This is a genomic window from Mycobacterium sp. (assembly GCF_032162605.1).
Classification (GTDB): Bacteria; Actinomycetota; Actinomycetes; order Mycobacteriales; family Mycobacteriaceae; genus Mycobacterium.
Window position 1 is genome coordinate 1 of the sequence record NZ_JAVROT010000598.1, and the last position, 2,837, is coordinate 2,837.

At 63.3% G+C, this 2,837-nt stretch carries 2 protein-coding genes; both read right to left on the bottom strand.

The window, feature by feature from the left end; genetic code table 11:
- Positions 1–83: 83 nt before the first annotated feature.
- Positions 84–1,484: an MmgE/PrpD family protein gene (locus tag QOI01_RS34025; RefSeq protein WP_526388306.1), complete on the bottom strand. Its 1,401-nt coding sequence runs from the start codon at positions 1,482–1,484 to the stop codon at positions 84–86.
- Positions 1,485–1,500: 16 nt separating this feature from the next.
- On the bottom strand, positions 1,501–2,778 hold the full coding sequence (locus tag QOI01_RS34030; RefSeq protein WP_526388308.1) for an acetyl-CoA hydrolase/transferase family protein: 1,278 nt from the start codon (positions 2,776–2,778) through the stop codon (positions 1,501–1,503).
- Positions 2,779–2,837 lie beyond the last annotated feature (59 nt).

The window sequence follows — 2,837 nt, forward strand, 5'->3', positions numbered from 1 at the left end:
GCTTCTTGATGACGTGTTCAACGCCGCGATCGATCGCCATCTGGAGACCGGCCACCTCGGCTTCGGCCTTGGTCTCGGTCGTACTAGACATGACGACCGTTTACTCCCAGCCGTAGTTGTCCGGCCAGTTCACGCGCGCGCATGCGGAGCGGTCCGTCCAGCACCGCCGCCGCAATCGCCTGGGCGTGTTGGCTGCCATAGATTCGGCCGGCGTGCCGTTCGAACTTGTCGCGCAACCGGTCGTCGCTGATCCAGTTCGCCAACTCGCCCAGCGCCGCATCAATTGTCTTGCACAGTGTCTCACCGGCAACGTCGATCGTGACGGTGCTGCCGTTCTTGGTGACGTGGTCATCTTTTTCGACGTCGATGTGTGCGGCCAACGTTGTAATCGCTGGATCGGTGAGGTGATCGTAGGTTGACCAGTCGACGTGACCGTCGAGCCAAGCCGCGGCGACCTGGAAATACACACTGAATTGTGCGTCAACCGTGTTGGCGGGCTTGATCTTCTGCGGCTGCGGTTCCCCGACGATGGTGTATGCGGTCGGATTGAGCCGCACGCTGATGTGTGCGTCGAGTCGTTGTCGCGCCGGAACTTCTGAGCGTAGCGACAGCGCCGCATCGACCGCGCCGTGCGTCCATCGGCACGAAGGATAGGGTTTGACCGCGGTCTGCAGTAGTAACCAGGTGCTGCCCAGCCCAGCGGTCAGCTGCACTGCGTCGGCGTCATCGGTGTAGCTGTGCAATAAGCCGTATCGCCCCTCCAGCGGCTCGGCCGCCCCGATCACGCCGGCTTGTGCCAACTCCACACATAACAGGGCGTCGTGTGCGACAAACCCGGGATGCAGTCGCTTGTTCCAGGAGCCGTTGGCCAGGTATTGCATGCTGCCCGCTGCCTTGCTCAATGCCAGCCCGAAGGCCGCCAGCGTCGCCTCGGCGTCGAGGCCGCGTAGCCGTGCGGCCGCCGCAACGGCGCCGAAAATGCCTGCTATAGCGGTGGTGTGGAAGCCTCGGTCGTAGCTGGCCGGACCGAGTGCGGCGGCGGCCCGGCAGGCTGCCTCATAACCTACGGCGAGCGCCTGGTAGAAGTCGGCCATGTCGACATCAATCCGCTCGGCGTCGGCGAGTGCGGCGGCGATGACTGGTGCGCCGGGGTGCATGGCGGCGCCATTCTGATTGATGTTGGTGTCGTCGAAATCCATGGAGTGGGCGAAAGTGCCGTTGAGGAACGCGGCGTAGAGCGCACCGTGAGTATGGGCCTGCCCGACAACGGTGGTTCCGCTGCCCGTGTCCAGGTTGTCGATCGCGTGGGTGACTGCAGCGGCGTTTTCGGCGTAGTGCCCGGCGAACGCGGTGATGCCTACCCAGTCGAGTAGCAGCCGCCGAAGACGAGCAACGATCTGGTCGGATATCTCCTCCGACGATGTGGTCGCGACGAATTCGGCCAGTGCCCGACTGGGCTGATTCTCGCCCTGTGAGCGGTTCATCGTGCACTTCCTTCCGTTAATGCAGCAGTCCGGCTTTGCGGGCGTCGAATCGCAGTTCGTCGCGGTGGTCCGGGTCTGCGATGGCAATCAACCGCTGAGCGCGTTCGCTGATCGACGCGCCACGCAATAAGGCCACCCCGTACTCCGTGACGATGTGGTCGACGGTGTTCTTGAGGGTGGTGACGACGCTGCCCGCGCTGAGTTCGGTGCGGATCCGCCCGCGGCCCGAACTCGTAGTCGAGTGCAGCACCAAAAACGCCTTACCGCCGGGCGAATACATCGCGCCGCGCGCAAAATCTGCTTGCCCACCCGAGGACGACCAGTACTTGCCGGCGATGGTCTCGCTGGCCGCCTGCCCCATGAGATCCACTTCAGTGGTGGCGTTGATGGACATGAAGTTGGGTTCCTGCGCCACGACGCGCGGATCGTTGGTCCATTCGACCGGCAGCATCTCCACCGCGGCGTTGTCGTCGAGCCAGTGCATGAGTTCAGGTGAGCCCACCGAGAACGTCGCCACATGCTTGTTGCGGTGGTGGCGTTTGCGCGATCCGGTCACTGCGCCGCGTTCCACCAGGGTCATCAAGCCCTCGGAGAAGCATTCGGTATGTACCCCGAGGTCTGTGTGATCGGCGAGTTCTGAGAGCAAGGCATCAGGGATGGCGCCGACACCGACCTGCAGGCATCCCCCGTCGGGAATCATCGCCGCGATGAACCGGGCGATAGCCTTATCCCGCGGATCAGAGGGGCGCTTGGTGACCGCCGGCAACGGCGCATCGGTCTTGATCCAGCCCGCGACCTTGCTGATGTGGATGTGGTTCTGGCCGTAGGTAAAGGGCTGGGCGTCAGTCACTTCCAGGAAGAGCGGCACCTCACCGATGAACGACACCAGATAGTCGGCATTGGTGCCGAGGCTGAAATAGCCGTGCTCATCGGGCCCGCTGGCCGCCGCGATCGCCAGGCTAGGATGCACGACCTGCCGCAAAATCATCGGCACTTCCGAAAAGTGGTTGGGCACGAGCTCGACCTGCCCGCCCCAGTAGGCCTGCCGCGATCCGGGCCCCAGGTAGTAGCTGACATGGCGTAGATGGTCACCGAACTCGCCGCGAATGTATCGGCGCTGTACGAACGGATCCATTTGGTGGATGCGCACGTGGTCGAGTTCGGCAGCGTGCTCTTCGAGAGTGTCGACCAGGGTGCGCGGCTCTCCGAATGCGATGGGCGCCAGAATATTGGCGTGGGCCCCGACGAATCGCAGCACGTCGGTAGCGACATTGGGTGTTGTGGTGGTGGTCATGTCGTGAGGGCCTATTCAGTAGGATCTCGGCAGACCAAGGACATGTTGTCCCAGGAACG